The following is a 17,215-nucleotide window of genomic DNA, read 5'->3' on the forward strand; positions in this document are numbered from 1 at the left end:
TTATTTCACCCCTTCATATAGCAGCTCAGCCAAATGCATAACACGGACGGGTTCGTTGCGATAGCGCAGGTTTCCAGCAATGTTGAGTAAACAAGCCATATCTAGCCCGACCAACACTTCCGCTTCCGTCTCCAGCACATGATCGACCTTCTCCGTCACCATTGCTCCAGAAATATCAGCCATCTTAACGGCGAATGTTCCGCCAAAGCCGCAGCAATCCTCAGCAAATGGGAGCGGTACAAGCTCAAGTCCCTTCACATTCTGAATAAGCGCAAGCGGCTCATCCTTTACGCCAAGTATCCGACTGCCGTGGCAGGAAGGATGATAGGTCACTTTATGAGGAAATGCAGCGCCAATATCGGTAACGCCAAGCACCTGCACCAGAAACTGCGTGAATTCATAAGATTTGCTCTGAAGCTTGTTGGCTCGTTTCAGCATGACCGGATCATCCTCGAACAGCTTCGGATAATGGTGAATCATTCCCGTGCAGGAGCCTGATGGTGAAATAACGAAGTCGCTGTCTTCAAACGCATCCAATATCGTTTTGGCAGACTCCCTCGCTTCCTTCCAATAGCCGCTGTTGTAGGCCGGCTGTCCGCAGCAGGTTTGCACCGTCGGAAACTCCAATGAAACACCGTACTTTGCCAGCAAGCGCACCATCGCTTCGCCGACCCTTGGATATAACGCATCGCTTAAGCAAGTAATAAATAATGAGACCTTCATACCCGCACCCCTTTCGTATCTTATACCTCTATAATATCAGGTTGTCAGACAAGTTTGGTGAAAATTTTTTATGTGAAAAATGTTCTAGATGAAAGAACACCTATGCGCTTTACAGCTCTCTATCGCTGATAACCAAACTGCCGCTGTAGTCTGTAAGCACCTATAGGTGCTTATAAACTCTCAACAATGTAACTTTTACCGCTGTAAGAACTCATATGCGCTTACAGCTCTCTTTCGTAGGTAACCAGCCTGTTAAGTTGCTCAATAAGCACCTATGTGTGCTTACAAGCACTCTGAAACGCCACTTTTACCGCTGTAAGAACACATATGCGCTCACAGCTCTCTTTCGTAGGTAAACAGCCTGTTAAGTTGCTCAATAAGCACCTATTTGTGCCTACAAGCACTCTGAAACGCCACTTTTAACGCTGTAAGAACACATATGCGCTTACAGCATACTTTCGTAGGTAACCAGCCTGTTAAGTTGCTCAATAAGCACATATAGGTGCTTACAAGCACTCAGAAACGCCACTTTTAACGCTGTAAGAACACATATGCGCTTACAGCTCTCTTTCGTAGGTAACCAGCCTGTTAAGTTGCTCAATAAGCACATATAGGTGCTTACAAGCACTCAGAAACGCCACTTTTAACGCTGTAAGAACACATATACGCTTACAGCTCTCTTTCGTAGGTAACCAGACTGTTAAGTTGCTCAATAAGCACCTATTTGTGCTTACAAGCACTCAGAAACGCATCTTTTAACGCTGTAAGAACACATATGCGCTTAAAGCTCTCTTTCGTAGGTAACCAGCCTGTTAAGTTGCTCAATAAGCACCTATTTGTGCTTACAAGCACTCAGAAACGCCACTTTTAACGCTGTAAGAACACATATGCGCTTACAGCATTCTTTCGTAGGTAACCTGCCAGTTTAATTGCTCAATAAGCACATATAGGTGCTTACAAGCACTCAGAAACACCACTTTTACCGCTGTAAGAACACATATGCGCTTACAGCTCCCTTTCGCCATTAACCCTATACTAAACAACAATAATGGCGCTGCGCTTCTACTGAAGCCAGCGCCATCTATGCTCTACACCGTTGTAACGGAAATTTGTTTTTCCTTAAGCTGCGATAAGATCGCTGCTGGCAGCCGCTCATCCGTAATGATTGCATCCACATCATCTAAATCCGCCACATGAGTAAATGCTTGAACGCCGAACTTGCTGGAGTCGGCGACCAGAATGACTTGATCCGCCATACCTACCATTTTGTGCTTGATGCGTGCTTGCAGCTCGTTCGACTCGCTTACGCCGCGCTCCAAATGGACACCTTTGCAGGAGAGAAATGCTTTATCCACATGATATGCATCAAGAGAACGCTCGGCTAACGGACCAACATAGGACAATGAACGCGAAGCCAAAATGCCGCCCGTCGAGATGACTTCAATCTTCTCTTTGCTGCTCAGCTCCATCGCAACTTTGATGGAGTTGGTTAGCACCGTTAGAGGAATATCCGGCATGCTTGCCGCCATATACCAAGCCGTCGAGCTCGCATCAAGCAAAATACGCTCATTCGGCTGAATCAACTTAATCGCTTCCACAGCAATTCGTTTTTTCTCCTCCGCATGCGTAATCTCCCGCTCGAAATACGGAATTTCCGGCTGCTGATCCTTTACGCTAACCGCACCGCCATGGGAGCGGCGCAAACGTCCGGCTTGCTCCAAGCGGTCAAGGTCACGCCGAATCGTTTCCTCGGTCACCTGACATAGCTCGCTCAGCTCCGTAACCCGGATGCTGCCTCTCTCATTTACCAGCTGTACAATTTTATCGTATCGTTCATGGACCAGCATAACGTACCTCTTTCTTACTTATATTTGTATTCGCTGCTTAAGCGATTCCTGTTGTTCCTTTAAAAGCACGATATGCGCTCTCCCAAGCCTCATGCTGCTCTGGCTCATACACATCAACTGGGAATGATTCGCGTATCACTTTGCGCGCTTCCCAAATGTCAGCAAGCTGACCACTTGCAATCCATTGCACAATCATGTTGCCAATTGCGCTGCCTTCCACGGGTCCTGCCCACACCAGCTTGCCAATCGCATTTGCAGTCCATTGGCAGAGCAGCGTATTTTGAATGCCGCCGCCAACCATATGCAAACCGCTGAACGCTTGGCCAGACAATTGCTCTGTTAACTCTAGCACATTTCGGTACTTCAAGGCTAAACTCTCCAAAATACACCGAACAATCGCCCCTGTATCAGCAGGTGCCGTCTGCCTTGTGCGCAAACAATACTCCGTTATTCTAGCAGGCATATCACCCGGGTGCAAAAACAACGGATCATCCGGATCAATAAACGCAGCGAATGGCTTAGCTTCTTCTGCAAGCTTTACTAATTCGGGGAACGTATAAGAAATTCCTGCCCGCTCCCATGAACGTCTGCATTCCTGCAAAATCCACAGCCCCATAATGTTCTTCAGCAAACGATACGTGCCATAAACGCCGCCTTCGTTCGTAAAGTTCAGCTGCTGCGACAATTCAGTAATGACTGGCTCGTCGACTTCTGTACCCATAAGCGACCAAGTGCCGCAGCTTAAGTAAGCAAATGACTTTTCAAGAGCAGGCACTGCGGCAACCGCTGAGCCCGTATCATGCTCCGCTGCTGCATAAACAGGAACGGACTCTATGCCAAGCTCCTCGCAAAGGGAAGCTCGCAAGCTGCCAACCCTCGCCCCTGGCTGTACAATTTCACCGAACAGTTCCGGCGAAATGCCAATCGAGCGAATCAGTTCCTCGTCCCAGCTGCCTGCAACAGGGTTATACAGCTGCGTTGTCGTTGCGTTGGAAAATTCATTATATTTCTCACCCGTCAAAAAATAACGGAGCAAATCCGGAATCATTAGAAAATGTTTGGCATCCCGCAGCAGCGGTGAATCTGCCTTCTTCAAAGCAGCCAGCTGGTAAATCGTATTAAACGGCAGAAACTGAATACCCGTCTTCGCAAATATCCCCGTTGCCGTCAATTCCTCCACTACCTGCTCCATTACGCCATCTGTATGATGATCGCGATAATGATAAGGATTGCCAAGCAGCTCCCCATTGCTTCCAATCAAGCCAAAATCAACGGCCCAAGAATCAATTGCAAGGCTGTCCAGCGTAATGTCGCGATGCTTAACTAGCAGCAGCGCTTGCTTTAACTCATGAAGCAGTCGCAAAATATCCCAGTGCAGTCGATCGCCGACCTGCACCGGATCATTGGAGAACCGGTGCAGCTCCTCTACCTCGATCTTGCCATTATTCAGCCTGCCAAGCAGCGCTCTTCCGCTGCTTGCTCCGAGATCGTAAGCAAGGATGGTCACCAGCTGGCACCGCCCTTGCCTCTCGCCAATATGTCTTTGCCATAGCTGCTGCTTAGGTATGCTTTCATTGGATCATGCGGCAAGCCCTGCTCTTCGCGAATCGCGTGCAAAAGCGGTGTAACATCGAATTCGAATGCGCGGCGCACAGCATCCTCAGCGCCAAGAACATCATTGCGTTCAGCAGCTTCATTCACTTCATCATGGTTAATGAGCAGCGCCTTTGCCAGCTGGGTTTGCACGTTCAGGACGGAGCGCAGCATGGCAGGGATTTTTTGCTCGATATTATGCGACTGGTCAATCATATAAGTAATGCTCTCTGCATTGCCGCGAACAGCAGCATCCGCATCGCCTGCTGCACTCAAGATTTGATAGAAAATCAAGAACAGCTCGTAAGGGTTTACCGTTCCGACAATAAGATCATCATCTGCGTACTTACGGCTGTTAAAATGGAATCCGCCAAGGCGTTTCTCATCTAGCAAGTAAGCAACGATATGCTCGATGTTTGCGCCTGGCAGATGGTGGCCAGTATCAACAAGCACTTCCGCTTGCGGCCCTAGCTTTTGCGCCAAGTTGTAAGCCATGCCCCAGTCGGCAAGATCCGTATGATAGAACGCCGGCTCGAAACATTTGTATTCAATGAGCATACGCATGTCCGGAGTCATTGCACTGTACATTTCGGCCAAAGCTTCCTGCATCCAAGCTTTACGCTTGCGGATATGCCCTTGACCTGGATAGTTTGTACCGTCGGCGAACCATAAGCTAAATTCACGCGAGCCCGTTTCCTTGGCAATATCCACGCATTCAAGCAAATGATCAGTCGCTTTCCGGCGCACTGCAGCATCGGAATTCGTTACGCTTCCAAGCATATAGTCTTCATCTTGGAATAGATTCGGATTTACCGCTCCAATTGAGAGTCCAAGACTTTCCGCATGGCTTCTAAGCTTGCCGTAATCTTCTACCTTGTCCCATGGGATATGAATAGCTACCGAAGGAGCGATCCCCGTCAGCTTATGCACTTGCGCCGCATCTTCAACCTTCTCAAACGGATTGCGAGGCACGCCTTCCTTCTGAAACACCTTAAAACGAGTACCGGAATCACCATAACCCCATGAAGGTGTTTCGATTTTGAGCGCTTTCAATTTTGCTTTTACCTCTTCAATGTTAATGCCTCTTTCTTTCTGCTGCTCCTCAAAAAACGTATAAGCGCGATCAGTCATTATGGAACACCCTCTCATTTATATTTTCAACCTATTTGATTGGAAAAGCCATCGTAGACATCAACGTATTCTCTGCCTGCGTCGAATCTAATCTGCTGTATTGTACAATGATTGGAATATTGCTCAGCACCTCAATGGCGTAAGGAACGCCGATTGGAATCGACGCCCCTTCCTTCATTAATGAGCTGGTCCGTATATGGTTTGTTCGTCTGCCAGGAACAACAACTTGAATATCTTCCATCGGCTCGCGATCCTCAAAATAAATCGTAATATGAATAATGGCCTCTTCGGTGGAGCAATTCAGCACGCATATCGATTCATGGCTGGTAAGCGTTCCCGTGCTGTCTGGCGGTATATAACCATCCGGTATATACCAAGACTTCTCGCCTCTCCCTTGGATCATATCGCCTAACCTCCTAACGGGTGAATGCAGCGGGTACGCCGCCGTCAATAGTTAACATACAGCCTGTCGTTTTATCTGCTTTGGAGGAGGCAAAAAATGCAATGCCCTCTGCAATGTCGCGCGGATAAATGTTGACAAGCAGCGTCGTGCGCTTGCGGTAGTATTCTTCCAGCTGATCCGGCTCAATGCCATAAGCCGCAGCACGTTCATTGCGCCAGCTGCCGTTCCAAATCGCCGACCCCTGCAAAATTGCATCGGGCAAAATCGTATTTACACGAATGCCGAATTCGCCGCCCTCAGCTGCGATACAGCGTGCCAAATGAGCTTCAAGCGCTTTTGCCGAGCTATAAGCAGATGCATTTTTACCCGCATACACAGAGTTTTTCGATCCGATGAACACCATGTTGCCGCCAATGCTTTGCTGCTTCATTAATTTAAACGCTTCGCGAGCGACCAGGAAATAACCTGTTCCAAGCACATTCATATTCAAATTCCATTCCTTAAGCGATGTCTCATCGAATGGGCTTGAAGTCGCAAGACCAGCGTTGTTCACGATAATGTCCACACCGCCGTAAGCAAGTGCTGTCTCTGCATAAGCAGCTTTGACCTGCTCTTCGCTCGTTACATCCATTTTCACTGCTGTTGCCCGGCATTCCCCAAATTTCTCATTAATTTCAGAGGCAACCTTTTGAGCGCCTTCAAGATTAAGATCTGCAAGCACAACATGCGCACCCTCTGATACTAAACGGCGTGCTGTTTCACTTCCGATACCGCCAGCGCCGCCTGTAATGAAAGCAACCTTGCGTGAAAATTCCGTTTCAGCTGGAGCAAGCGACAATTTGTATAGCTCGAGTGGCCAGTATTCCACATTGTACGACTCGTTCTCGCTAAGGGATACGAAATCACCTAATGCTGTTGCGCCGCGCATCACGGCAATCGCACGGTGGTATAGCGCTCCGCTCACTTGTGCCATCGCCCAGCTCTTGCCAGTGTTGATCATACCGATACCCGGAATTAGAATTACGCGAGGCGCTGCTTCAAACATGACGTCGCCTTCATTTTTGTTGCGTTCAAAATAAGCTTTATATTGCTCTTTGTATGCAGCGATTCCTTCTGATAGTTTCGCCTTCAAACCATCGATATCCTCTGCATTTGGCGTCCAGYCAATAAACAATGGAACAACCTTCGTATGCACCAAATGATCCGGGCATGCAGCGCCGACCTGCGATAATGTCGGAGAATTATTCCCGCTTACGAATGCAAGCACATCCGCTTCATCGTCAAATGTCAAAATCATCTTCTTCGCATCGCTCACCGCGCCGCGAATGGTAGGCATAACCTGTGCAGCTACGCTTTTGCGAACATCAGCTTCGAGCACCTCGTATTTCACGCCGCCAAACAATGAAGCCTCGTCAAAACGAGATTCAATGAATGCCTCTGCCTCGGAAATGATTTTGATCGTTTGCGCGTAACATTCTTCGCTAGTCTCGCCCCAAGTAACAAGGCCGTGCTTTTCCATGAGCACTAGCTCGGCATTTGGATTGGCAAGAACACCTTCGGCAATCATTTTGGAGAGGTTAAAGCCTGGACGGACATAAGGAACCCAGACGAAACGGTCGCCGAAAATTTCCTTAGCAAGCGCTTTGCCGTTATCCGCACAGCACAAGCTAATAATAGAATCGGGATGTGTATGATCCACATGTTTGAATGGAAGAAAAGCATGCAATAGCGTTTCAATCGACGCACGCGGGTGCTTCGAGTCGATCATGCAGTTGACAAGGTAAGCAACCATCTCTTCGTCCGGCATTTCAGCACGTTCAAATAATGGACGGATATCATCCATCCGCAGTCCAGTAAAATTGCCTGCTTTCATAGAAGCAAGATCCGAACCGCTGCCCTTCACATACATCACTTCAACGTCGCGACCGCGGAAATCTTTGACGATTGTTTTGCTAGACGTATTGCCGCCGCCGTAATTGCAAACTCTGCGATCTGCACCAATGATGTTGGAGCGATATACGAGCTCAGCCAATCCGCCTTCCAACTGCGATGCTTTTTCGTTTTCCCACAAACTTTGTACCATGGATATACCTCCGAATGATGTTTTGTATTTGTTTGAATCAATCATAACATATTTGTTTATGTTTGAATATGATTATTTCAAAAACAAACAAAGATGTATATTTGTCGTTTTCTTTTTATTTTTTTGACTAAACAAGCTATTCCCACAGCTGCGGGCAGCAAGCATGTACTTAGTAGACAAACAAAAAAATGCCCCTCAAGTTTATAAAAAACCTAAAGGGGCATCTCTTCATTATATACACTGCGCAGCATGCCTTACTGGCAGCGCAGCGTCACTTCAATATCTTGGTTATAATTGCCGAATCCTTTGCCAAACAGCGTAACGCCGCCGCAATTTCTCGTCGTTGTGCTGGATGAAATGCGGAATAAAATTTCTTTGTCATAAGCGAGCATTAACTCGCCAATCGTAACATCAGATACTTTTATCCCGTCAATGTAAGATCCTTGCTGATTAACGCGGATCGTTTTCATAAATCCATACTGAATATTTTTATGCCACCACTCGGGAGTATACAATCCTCGTGAGCTTCCAAAATCGCCTGGATACGTCCACGTTCCAACACCGACACCGTTAATCGTAAAAGCAATATCCGATGGCAGGTGGTTGACGCTGCAAGGCGTGTCCGAACAAATCTCCATCGCAATTTCGAGCGACTCTGGCATTTCGTTATTCACCATATAATTAGGTATACGATATTCCACAAATCCTGAACCGAACCATAAGACTTTGGCATGGACATGCTCTGGATCGGCAAAATAACGCGGATCATCGCACATCCCAATCATTTGAGTATCGGATGCCAGTCCGCAGGTTGGTTTAATTTGGTACGATGAATAATGTCCCACAGGCAGTGAAACCGAGTAACGCTTCGTTTCGTCCGTGACGGGTTCACTCTTAAAAACCAGCATCGCCTGCGACAGCTGGAGATGGCATATCTTTTGCATTCCGCGCTTGCCTGCCACGCTTTCGCTGCGAACAATGCCGGCTTCCTCGAGCATATGAATATGTCTTGTAACGATAGGAGACTTTATATCTAGCGCCTCGGATAAGCTTTTTATGTTCATAGGCTGCACGCCTAGCAATTCAATCATTTTGACCCGTGTGTGTGATGAGAAGCATTCTAGAAACTTCATATTGCGGCTGCTCACTTCAATTTCCATTGCTGCTTCCCCTGTCTCTAGCTAATTTCAAATCATTATATAACTAAAAAGTTATCCTTTCAACACTCATGCGCTTCGCCTTGACTTATGGAGTAGAATTCACTAAAATAAACGGCGTATACATAACTCAAAAGATATTTAGTTACCTTTTTAGTTATCTAAATAGTTTTAGGAGGAATTAAGATGAACTCATTTCAATTCGTTAATCCAACTCATATTGTGTTTGGTGAAGGAACAGCCAAGCAAGTAGGCCAATTAACCTCCAAATACGGCAAAACGGTCCTGCTCGTTTACGGATCAGGCAGCGTCAAAAAAACAGGCTTGTACGATCAAACCGTAAGCCTTCTTCAAGAAGCTGGCATCAAAGTGCACGAGCTTCCTAATATTGAACCAAACCCGCGTTTAACTACCGTCAAAAAAGGGATCGACATTTGCCGCGCTGAAGGCGTAGATTTCATTCTAGCCGTTGGCGGAGGCAGCGTTATTGATGCAGCCAAAGCTATCGCTGCAGGTGTTCCTTATGAAGGCGATGTATGGGATTTCTTCACAGGCAAAGCTGTTATTCAAAAAGCGCTTCCGCTTRGTACGATTTTGACACTGGCTGCAACAGGTTCGGAAATGAACGGCTCTTCGGTCGTTACGAACTGGGAAGAAAACTTAAAGCGTGCTTTTGGCAGCTCGCATACGTATCCTGCATTCTCGATTCTCGATCCTACGCTTACGTACACGGTTCCTCGCAACCATACCGTTAACGGCGCTGTGGACATCATGTCGCATGTGTTCGAGCAATATTTCAGCTTAACGCCAAATACTCCGCTGCAGGAGCGCTTCTGTGAATCCATTTTGCAAACGGTAATTGAGAATGTTGAGCTAGCTCTTGAAAACCCTGAGGATGCGGCTGCTCGCGCGAACCTTATGTGGTGTGGTACGATGGCTTTGAATGGCGGTCTTATCAGCGTTGGCATGAGCAATGACTGGGCTTCGCACGGCATTGAGCATGAAGTGAGCGCCATTTACGATATTCCGCACGGCGCAGGCTTGGCTGTTATTTTCCCGAACTGGATGAAGTACGTTTATGAAGAGCGGGTGGATCGTTTCGTTCAATATGCAACTCGTGTATGGAATGTGAATCCAGAAGGCAAATCAGACAACGAAATCGCTCTTGAAGGCATTCAAGCCACTCGTGATTTCTTCACGAAAATTGGCGCTGAGTCCCGTCTTGCCGACTTTGAAATCGGAAGCGACAAACTGGATCGCATGGCTGAGGAAGCTGTACGTTATGGCACGATTGGTTCATTCAAGCGTTTGGAAAAACAAGATGTTAAAGCTATTTTGGAATTATCACTTTAACTGGAGGTTACGATAAATGACTCATGCCCTAACGGCACATACCACATTAAGCAACGGTGTAAAAATGCCTTGGCTTGGTCTTGGCGTATGGAAAGTGAAAGATGATGGCGAAGCGGAAAGAACTGTCGCCTCTGCGATTGAAGCTGGTTATAGAAGCATCGATACAGCAGCAGCTTACAATAATGAAGAGGGTGTTGGCGCTGGTATTCGCAACAGCGGGATCGCGCGCGACGAAATTTTTGTAACCACAAAAATTTGGAATGCTCATCAAGGCTACGATTCCACGCTGACTGCCTTTGAAGACAGCAGACGGAAGCTTGGCATTGAAGTTGTTGATCTATTGCTCATCCACTGGCCTGTAAAGGATAAGTACTTGGAAACTTGGCGCGCGCTTGAAAAGCTGTACCGTGACGGTTATGTACGTGCAATTGGCGTGAGCAACTTCCAAATCCATCATCTACAGGATGTCATTACAGCAGGTGAATTTGTTCCTATGGTCAATCAAGTGGAATACCACCCGCTTCTTACACAAACGGAGCTTCACGCTTTTGCCAAGAGCCGCAGCATTCAGCTAATGGCTTGGAGCCCGCTTATGCAAGGAAACCTGGATCAAAGCGTGCTCGCTGATATTGCTGCCAAATACGGCAAATCGCCTGCTCAAGTGGTGCTTCGTTGGGATCTGCAAAACGAGGTCGTTACGATACCAAAATCGATTACTCCGGCTCGCATTAAAGAAAATGGAGATATTTTCGATTTCACGCTAACGTCTGAGGAAATGGCTCAAATCAGTGCGCTTAACCAAGATCACCGTTTTGGCCCAGATCCAGATAATTTCAACTTCTAAATTAAATCACTTCAAATAGTAACGGCTCCATCCTTGTTTCAAAGGATGGAGCCGTTTTTGGCTTAAATGGAATTATACGCGCTTAGTAACGTATATCTGTTTGGCCTAACGAGATGGGCTTTCTGCAAACTTGCCGCGAGAAGCTCCGTATCAACGCCAAGCTCCTCCGTCGTGGTCGGTCCGCCAACCTGCTTTAGCCACGCTCTAATTTGGGCTTCATCCGGAAGTGCGGCAATGGCCTCCCGTACCTTCTCAGGATTAGCTGTAAAAGCTAGACCTTCTTCTTCAGCGGCAAGCYGGTGATATAGCTTGGAAATTTCCGCGCAGGCTACGCCAACCTTTGCACCGTGCAGCAGCTGTCTTTTGCCAAGGCGAATATATTCCATTTCCCAGAAATGCGACAGATGATGTTCTGATCCGGACGCCGAATGCGATTGACCGAATAAGAGCATGGCAAGGCCGGACTCAATAAGCGCTTCAATAAGTATGCGAATGCCTTGCTGGTCACGGGAAGCAATTAACGAGGCATTCTCTACACATTTGTTGAGTGCAATACGCGTAATTTCAGCAACCTCTTCTGAATAGGGCTCACCGCCTTCAGCTGCGCCAAAGCTCCAATCAAATAACGATGTATATTTTCCCAGCATATCGCCAAAACCAGCAGCTACCATGACTGCTGGCGCCGCTGCGAGGATTTCCAAATCAGCAAATATCGCATCGGGGCCAATGGCCGCGATCGTCTTCTTCTCGCCGCGAATAATAATYGGCGCTCCTTTGGAATTGAAGCCGTCAACAGATGGCGCAGTCGGAACGGATACAAAGGGAATGCCCGCTGTATAAGCGGCATAACGAGAAATATCATGTATCGTTCCTGAGCCTGCTGCAATGACTACCTGTGCTTTGCGCAGTTGAATGTCCAATAAGAGCTGCACGATTGATGCTTCATCCGCAATGACATCGCCTTGACGGTCTGCTTTTATAATCGTCACATGAACAGAAATTCCTTGGGCTGCAATGGCTTCCTCAAGTTGCTTCCCAGCAATGCTGTATGTAATCGCATCCGCAGCAATAACAACCTGACTATACTGCTTTTCCTTTATATAGGGTGCTACCGCTTGAAGCGCACCCGCTTCGACAAGCAAAGGGTTTATTTCAATCGCTCGCAGCGTTTCTTCATCAAAGCCTGCTGCTAGCTTTTTCACTCTATCAATAAGGTTTGACATGGGCTATGCCTCATTTCGTAGTGTAATATTTTTATTCTGCTCTTGATGGCATACCTTGTCAACTTTAACAGCACGCTCCTTCTATTAATATTCACGGCTTGCCAGCGCCATTTTGGCAGATTCCTGCGTAAAAACACCTTCAGCAGTAATAATCTTCATCGGAAGCTCCTTGCCCTCCGACAAATCCTTAACCGCCTTCATGAGCTGAGGACCAAGCAGCGCGTTGCATTCAACTGCAAAGTTAAGCTTTCCGATACTTAATGCTTTAAGAGCCGACTTAGTAGCATCAACAGAGATAATCGTAATGTCCTTACCCGGCCGCAAGCCAAAATCCTCAATGGCCTCAATAGCGCCTAAAGCCATATCATCATTATGGGAATAAACGACGTTTATCGCAGAGCCATGCCGTTTCAGCGCCGCCGCCATCAGCTCTTTACCCTTCTTCTTCGTAAAGTCGCCTTGCAATGATTCAAGCAAAGTGAACCTTTGATCGGTTTGGATAACCTCCTTGAACCCTTGCATCCGCCCAACAGCTGGCGCAGAGTGCGCTGTTCCTTGCAGCTCAACGAATTGATAGCTTTGTCCTTCCTCTGCCTCTTGCATCAACCATCTTGCCGCCCTTCTGCCTTCCTCGCGAAAATCAGAACCGATATAAGCTGTCCACAACGTATCATCGCTTACGTTAACTTCACGATCAGACAATATGACTGGAATTCCTGCCTCCTTCGCCTCCTTCAGCACCTCTTCCCAGCCAGTCTCCGTCTTCGGTGAGAAGGCGATCACATCCACCTTTTTGTTTATAAACTGCCGAATCAGTTCAATTTGTTTATCCTGCGACTGCTCCGCATTCTCATAAAGCAGCTCCACGCCTGCCTCCTTTGCCGCGTTAATCACCGACTTTGTATTCGCGATTCTCCAGCCGCTTTCCGTACCCACCTGTGCAAAACCTAATACAATTGGAGCTTGTGCCTCTTGGAGTRTAGGCGCTGGTGAATGCGTAACGCGCGGCTCGCCCCTCCCCTCCAGTTGATTCGTTATTTTCTGGCTGCGCAAAATAACCTTTTTGGGAATTCCCTTTTCTTTATTCAATATATCGACCGCATAACGGATCGCTTCCTTGCCGCCAGGAGGGCTTGTAAAAGTTCCTGTCAGCTTGTTCTCCGAGACGAGCTGCTGGCTGCCGTTTTCAGAATTGACGCCATCGATGCCAATAATATTAATATCATTCCTATTAAGCTTCTGTACTGCACGATATGCGCCTAACGCCATGGCTTCATTATGGGCAAAAATTAAGTCAACCTCGGGTTGATCCTTTAACCAATCCGTTAGCAGATCCTCCGCAAGGTCGCGCTGCCAATCCGCATTCATCGTCTGCACGATGCTAAGCTTGGAATTATGAATCGCTTCCCGAAATCCATTGCTGCGTTCTTCAACGGTTGGAGAACCGGCCAGCCCTTGCATTTCAATAATTTTACCGCCCGACTCGCCCAGCGTTTCCATTGCAAATTCGCCTGCTTTTCTGCCGATCATTTCATCGTCCGTACCGACATAAATCGTATAATCATATCCTGTCACGCCTCTTCCGAGCACGATAACAGGGATATTCTCGTAAACGGAGCTTACTGTTTGTGTGAGAGCTACTGGATCATCAAGCGATATGATGAGCAGATCGACGCCATATCCAACCAGCTTCTTCACATCCTTCGCCTGCTGCTCGCTGCTTTGCGCGGCATCGGTGAAGATAACACGCATATCCGAGTGCCCGCTGACCTCCTGCTGAATTTCCTCATTCATGGCCACGCGCCAAGGCTCGCTCAAATTGGGCTGGGACACTCCGATCAAATAATTGTATCCGCTGTCATTTTTCGTTACCTTCTCGTTCATTACGCACGCCCGCGTCCATACTACCAAAGCGACAAAAATCAAGCAAAGGATAAGAAAACCTGCTGCCTTTCTTCCAATCATGAACGTATCCCTTTCTTATAGACCATCGGCGAGGTTCCAGTCACCTTCTTAAAGGCGCTGCTGAAATAATGCTGGCTGCTGTACCCTACCTTCTCCGCAATTTCATACACTTTGAACAAGGGATCGCTCATCAATTGAATCGCTTTCCGAATTCGAACCTCCGTCAAATAATCGATAAATGAAAGGCCAAGCTCCCGCTTCAGCTGCTTGCTTAAATAAGTAGGACTCACCTGCACGCCTTCAGCGACATCGCCAAGCGTCAGCGAAGGCATATAGTAGTTGCGATCAATAAATTTTTTCGTCAAAATAACGATCGGAGACAAGCTCCCTTTGTTTCCAAGCTCTCTTGACAACGTGCGGTACAGCTTCGGAAGCTCTTCGGTACTCTCCACTGCCTGCTGCTCAAAAATAATCGTTTTTTCAAGAAGCGCTTCCATTTTATCTTGAATTTTCTGTCCTAACTTGAGCCATTCGTTATAGCTGTCTATACAGCCCATGACGATGATTTGACCTTTCTTATCGTTAAGCACGACATGATTGCCTGCTCCGTTTCTGCTCAAGCTCGCTTACTGCTTTGCGTACAACAGTCTCCAGCTTGCTTTTCATTACAGGCTTGAGCATATATTCAAATACATGCAGCTTTACGGCCTGCTGCGCGTAACGAAACTCATCATGTCCCGAAATAACAATGACAATGCTGCGTTCCAGCGTTTGCCGCAGMCGCTCAATGAACTCCAGCCCGTCTACAAACGGCATGCAAATATCAACAAACAAAATATCAGGCTTACGCTCTTCCGCAAGCTCAAGCGCTTGCAAGCCGTTCTCGGCTTCGCCTACCAGCTCTATGCCAAGCTCCTTCCAAGGAAGCACCTTGGCTAATCCTCTGCGGATCTTCGGCTCATCATCCGCTATAAGCAGCTTCCACATCTCCATACCCCCAGCCATTTCGAGTTATCCAACCATTAACGGTAGCTTTACCACGATTTTGGAGCCTTGTCCCCGCTCGCTCTCAATGGTAAGACCATAACCAGAGCCATATGACAGCTTGATTCGTTCATTCACATTGTACAATCCATAACCTCGATCCTCGCTGCTTTGCCGGATAGCATGAAACGATTCATTCATCTGAATCAGCCGCTCCGCTTCAAACCCGACGCCGTCATCTTCAACGACAAGAACCAGCTTATTGTCTTCTGCAGAGCCATGTATACGAATCGTGCCTTTAGCCAGCTTTTCTTTGATGCCATGATAAATCGCATTTTCGACGAGCGGCTGCAAAATGATTTTGAGCACGCTTAGCGTCTGCAGCTCCTGCGGAATGTCGATCTCGAAGGATAACTTATCCTCGTATCTGGCCATTTGAATAATCAAATAGCTCTCCACATGCTGAATCTCGTCGCTAAGCGGAATAACCTCTCGTCCTTTGCTAAGGCTGATTCGGAATAGATGAGTTAAGGCAACAACAATATCGACGATATCATCGGCATCCCGGTCCTGTGCCATCCACTGAATCGTATCCAGCGTATTATAGAGGAAATGGGGTTTAATTTGCGCTTGCAATATTTTCAGCTCGGCCTCGCGTTTCTCCCTTTGCTCCAAATATACGAGATGAATCAAATTGTCAATTTCCTGCACCATATGGTTAAAGCTATTGCCCAGCTGTCCGATCTCATCTTTTGTTTTACTAGGAAAGCGCAGATGAAGCTCGCCTTCTTCTACCTTCTTCATTAAACTGCGCAGCTTCCCAACAGGACGAACGATCGCATTCGTGAAATACCAGGATGCCATAAAGGCGAGCAGCAGCGTGACCAGCGCAATGATAACGGTATAAAATTGAATGTCCGCAACGACTTGAAGCGACTCCTTAAGCGGAAACACGCCGACGATTCGCCAATCAAACTCTGGAAAGGTATTATAGATCATCTGGTATTCAAGCTCATTGACTTGGCGAATGACTTTGCCAGAGCGCCCTTCCATCCAATCGCCCGAAATGCGGTACACAATCGGATTGACTGGCGAATACACGACACCGCCATTCTCATCCATAATAAAAATAAAGCCGCTTTTCCCTAGCGATACCGATTCTACGATCGCCTGAATAATGTCTAATTTCATATCGATCAAAATAACGCCAAGCACTTGGCCGGTCAACGGGTCCTTTACAGCCCGCACGAACGACAGCACCTGATCGGCGCTTAAATTTTGCTCTGCTCTAATATTTCTCCCTATCGGATGGCTGAACAAATGAATATGCTCCGGCTGAAGAACGGCTTTTTTATACCACTGCTCTTCCGTCATGATATCTCTCGTAATCGGCTCTAATCCGCTGCTTGCGAACTGGTTGTTGCGGCTCACAATCATCGCTCCAGCGATTTCTACATGCTTCTCTATATAGACCCTCTCAAGTTTCCTCACCTTAGAATCCAGCAGCTTCAGCTGCCCTGATTCGTTATTCGACCTTCTCATAAATTCGATGACCGACGCGTCCTGCGACAAATAATAAATAATGTTATCCATTTCTTTTATGTATACTTCAATGTGGTTTTTTACCTGATCCATCATTTGCACCGTATGTGCGTTCGTTTCCTCTTCAATAGCATTTTTGTATAAGGTGCTGCCCAGAATGCTGAGCGCAGCGATTGAAAATAAAGTAATGATGACGAAATAAAATAAAAGCTTGAAACGGATACTACGATTCGCAAATAAACCGCTTAGCATAAACATTCAATCCGTCCTCATCAAATAGTGATCATTTCCTTTGAAATGCGAAAAACGAAACTGCATAAGAGATTTTTCTCTTCTGCAGTCTCGTAATTTACCTATCTTCAATTGCCATAACGATTAATATTTGCGATTTGGCAGCGCATCGATTGCTTTTTGGCCGAAATAAACG

General features: G+C 47.0%; 14 protein-coding genes. 2 read left to right on the forward strand and 12 right to left on the reverse strand.

What is annotated here, in order from left to right; translation table 11 throughout:
* From AB4Z17_RS14375 to AB4Z17_RS14405, 7 genes are all read right to left on the reverse strand, one after another.
* Window positions 1-723 (reverse strand): (Fe-S)-binding protein, encoded by a 723-nt coding sequence (locus AB4Z17_RS14375; RefSeq protein WP_441960421.1) that lies wholly within the window; start codon window positions 721-723, stop codon window positions 1-3.
* Between the two features lie 1,088 nt (window positions 724-1,811).
* Window positions 1,812-2,570, reverse strand: a complete 759-nt coding sequence (locus AB4Z17_RS14380; RefSeq protein ID WP_430054191.1) for a DeoR/GlpR family DNA-binding transcription regulator — start codon at window positions 2,568-2,570, stop codon at window positions 1,812-1,814.
* Window positions 2,571-2,607: 37 nt separating this feature from the next.
* Complete coding sequence (locus AB4Z17_RS14385) at window positions 2,608-4,077, reverse strand: rhamnulokinase (protein WP_441960423.1); 1,470 nt, start codon at window positions 4,075-4,077, stop codon at window positions 2,608-2,610.
* Window positions 4,074-5,294, reverse strand: a complete 1,221-nt coding sequence (gene rhaI, locus AB4Z17_RS14390) for an L-rhamnose isomerase (protein WP_441911005.1) — start codon at window positions 5,292-5,294, stop codon at window positions 4,074-4,076. Before rhaI ends, AB4Z17_RS14385 begins: the two co-directional genes overlap by 4 nt.
* Window positions 5,295-5,325: 31 nt before the next feature.
* A complete protein-coding gene (locus AB4Z17_RS14395) occupies window positions 5,326-5,697 on the reverse strand; it encodes a sensory rhodopsin transducer (RefSeq protein ID WP_339203652.1) in 372 nt (123 codons plus the stop codon).
* Window positions 5,698-5,710: 13 nt separating this feature from the next.
* On the reverse strand, window positions 5,711-7,780 hold the full coding sequence (locus tag AB4Z17_RS14400) for a bifunctional aldolase/short-chain dehydrogenase (protein WP_441960424.1): 2,070 nt from the start codon (window positions 7,778-7,780) through the stop codon (window positions 5,711-5,713).
* Window positions 7,781-8,034: 254 nt separating this feature from the next.
* Window positions 8,035-8,940, reverse strand: a complete 906-nt coding sequence (locus tag AB4Z17_RS14405; RefSeq protein WP_076266748.1) for an ArsR/SmtB family transcription factor — start codon at window positions 8,938-8,940, stop codon at window positions 8,035-8,037.
* Between the two features lie 183 nt (window positions 8,941-9,123).
* Here AB4Z17_RS14405 and AB4Z17_RS14410 point away from each other — a divergent pair, with 183 nt between their 5' ends.
* Both AB4Z17_RS14410 and AB4Z17_RS14415 read left to right on the forward strand, forming a co-directional pair.
* The gene (locus AB4Z17_RS14410) at window positions 9,124-10,290 is read left to right on the forward strand and encodes an iron-containing alcohol dehydrogenase (protein ID WP_441960426.1); all 1,167 of its coding nucleotides are present in this window, start codon (window positions 9,124-9,126) and stop codon (window positions 10,288-10,290) included.
* A gap of 16 nt (window positions 10,291-10,306) precedes the next feature.
* Window positions 10,307-11,134, forward strand: coding sequence for an aldo/keto reductase (locus AB4Z17_RS14415; RefSeq protein ID WP_441881476.1), 828 nt, complete (start codon window positions 10,307-10,309; stop codon window positions 11,132-11,134).
* Between the two features lie 62 nt (window positions 11,135-11,196).
* On the opposite strand, the gene AB4Z17_RS14420 is transcribed toward AB4Z17_RS14415, so the two are convergent.
* The 5 genes from AB4Z17_RS14420 to AB4Z17_RS14440 form a co-directional block, all read right to left on the reverse strand.
* Complete coding sequence (locus tag AB4Z17_RS14420; RefSeq protein ID WP_441960428.1) at window positions 11,197-12,357, reverse strand: sn-glycerol-1-phosphate dehydrogenase; 1,161 nt, start codon at window positions 12,355-12,357, stop codon at window positions 11,197-11,199.
* An 84-nt stretch (window positions 12,358-12,441) separates the two neighbouring features.
* Window positions 12,442-14,322, reverse strand: a complete 1,881-nt coding sequence (locus AB4Z17_RS14425) for a substrate-binding domain-containing protein (protein WP_441960430.1) — start codon at window positions 14,320-14,322, stop codon at window positions 12,442-12,444.
* Complete coding sequence (locus AB4Z17_RS14430; RefSeq protein WP_441960432.1) at window positions 14,319-14,882, reverse strand: helix-turn-helix domain-containing protein; 564 nt, start codon at window positions 14,880-14,882, stop codon at window positions 14,319-14,321. Before AB4Z17_RS14430 ends, AB4Z17_RS14425 begins: the two co-directional genes overlap by 4 nt.
* Window positions 14,845-15,249, reverse strand: coding sequence for a response regulator (locus tag AB4Z17_RS14435; RefSeq protein WP_441960433.1), 405 nt, complete (start codon window positions 15,247-15,249; stop codon window positions 14,845-14,847). Before AB4Z17_RS14435 ends, AB4Z17_RS14430 begins: the two co-directional genes overlap by 38 nt.
* A gap of 24 nt (window positions 15,250-15,273) precedes the next feature.
* Entirely contained in the window at window positions 15,274-17,046 is a 1,773-nt protein-coding gene (locus AB4Z17_RS14440) for a cache domain-containing sensor histidine kinase (RefSeq protein WP_441960435.1), read from the reverse strand.
* Window positions 17,047-17,215: the final 169 nt, after the last annotated feature.

Source organism: Paenibacillus sp. TAF43_2, assembly GCF_052113545.1.
GTDB lineage: Bacteria > Bacillota > Bacilli > Paenibacillales > Paenibacillaceae > Pristimantibacillus.

Excerpts from the sequence above, each read along its gene's own strand:
- AB4Z17_RS14380 (WP_430054191.1), bottom strand. The coding sequence starts at position 2,570 with ATGCTGGTCCATGAACGATACGATAAAATTGTACAGCTGGTAAATGAG.
- AB4Z17_RS14415 (WP_441881476.1), top strand. The coding sequence starts at position 10,307 with ATGACTCATGCCCTAACGGCACATACCACATTAAGCAACGGTGTAAAA.
- AB4Z17_RS14395 (WP_339203652.1), bottom strand. The coding sequence starts at position 5,697 with ATGATCCAAGGGAGAGGCGAGAAGTCTTGGTATATACCGGATGGTTAT.
- AB4Z17_RS14375 (WP_441960421.1), bottom strand. The coding sequence starts at position 723 with ATGAAGGTCTCATTATTTATTACTTGCTTAAGCGATGCGTTATATCCA.
- AB4Z17_RS14405 (WP_076266748.1), bottom strand. The coding sequence starts at position 8,940 with ATGGAAATTGAAGTGAGCAGCCGCAATATGAAGTTTCTAGAATGCTTC.
- rhaI (WP_441911005.1), bottom strand. The coding sequence starts at position 5,294 with ATGACTGATCGCGCTTATACGTTTTTTGAGGAGCAGCAGAAAGAAAGA.
- AB4Z17_RS14440 (WP_441960435.1), bottom strand. The coding sequence starts at position 17,046 with ATGTTTATGCTAAGCGGTTTATTTGCGAATCGTAGTATCCGTTTCAAG.